This window comes from Vibrio sp. 2134-1 (assembly GCF_033339495.1).
This window is the reverse complement of sequence record NZ_JAWOUS010000106.1, coordinates 1-1,162: the sequence shown is the minus strand read 5'-3', so window position 1 is coordinate 1,162 and position 1,162 is coordinate 1. Positions and strand designations below refer to the sequence as shown.

At 50.0% G+C, this 1,162-nt stretch carries 2 protein-coding genes; one reads left to right on the top strand and one right to left on the bottom strand.

Annotated features, from left to right (window positions below; all coding sequences use genetic code 11):
- Positions 1 to 117 (top strand): response regulator transcription factor (locus R7R78_RS24185; protein ID WP_225474382.1); only part of this gene is annotated, 117 nt, incomplete at its 5' end.
- Positions 118 to 120: 3 nt separating this feature from the next.
- Here R7R78_RS24185 and R7R78_RS24180 read toward each other — a convergent pair.
- A partial coding sequence (locus R7R78_RS24180; protein WP_225474381.1) for a potassium/proton antiporter occupies positions 121 to 1,162 on the bottom strand: 1,042 nt, incomplete at its 5' end.

The following is a 1,162-nucleotide window of genomic DNA, read 5'->3' as shown; positions in this document are numbered from 1 at the left end:
TACGAGTTGAATGTATCAGAAGCCACCATCAAAGCACACATGACGGCGATTTTCCGCAAGCTCGGCGTGAAGAACCGCACGCAAGCCGTCATCATGTTAACGGAAATGAATGATTAGGACTTAGTCCTCCTCTTCCCCTTCCTCTTCTTCATTGGGTAAACGTAAACCAACCTTAGTCACTTGGTGATCCACCACGTCCGCGATTACCCATTGCAATCCTTGCCATTCAAACTGGTCGCCCAAAACAGGCGTGCTACCCAGCTGTTCTTCAACAATATTGCTCAAGGTTTTATCTTGCAGTTCATCGCCCAAATTCAAACCGTACATCATCGCCACGTCGGCCAGCTTCACTTCAATATCTAAGAAGAAATCACCAAAGAAACGAGTCAGAGAGGCTTTCTCCGGCGCTTCACTGAACAACAAGCTCAATGCAGCTAAGTCTTTCTCTTGAGCCAATACACATAGGGTATCGTCTTCTTCCAACCTGGTACTGCCCGATGGGTGAAGCAGTTCTTGATTACGGAAAACAGCCGCAATGCGCGTGCCTTCAGGCATCGACAAACTACGCAGCGGTTCGCCAATGCACCATTTATCCGCTTTCAATCGGTAAATAAACAGTTCCCACTCACTGGTTGGGTAAATCTCCACACCAGTGCGAGAGATTGGCTCAGGCTTTGGTGGCAACTCAACCTTGGCAAGCGACATCGCTTTGGTCAGCGTACCGCCCTGAACGATCAGCGATACCATAACCACGAAGAAGGCCAAGTTGAAGTACAGCTGCGCGTCTGGCAAACCAGCCATCATAGGGAATACCGCAAGAATGATTGGCACCGCGCCACGCAAACCAACCCAAGAGACAAACCACTTCTCACGTGGCGTGAAGCTCTTAAATGGCAGCAGTCCAATCCACACGGAAATAGGACGGGCAAACAAAATCATACCAAACGCAAGCGCCAAGCCTGGCACCGCAATACTCAGCAAGTTCGACGGCGTAACCAACAAACCAAGCACGAGGAACATGCCAATTTGCGCTAGCCACGTCATACCATCTAGCACATGCAGAATCGAATGACGGCTGCGCGTTGGACGGTTACCCAGCAATAAACCCACGAGGTAAATCGACAAAATACCGCTGCCGCCTAACGAGTTCGACAACGCGAAA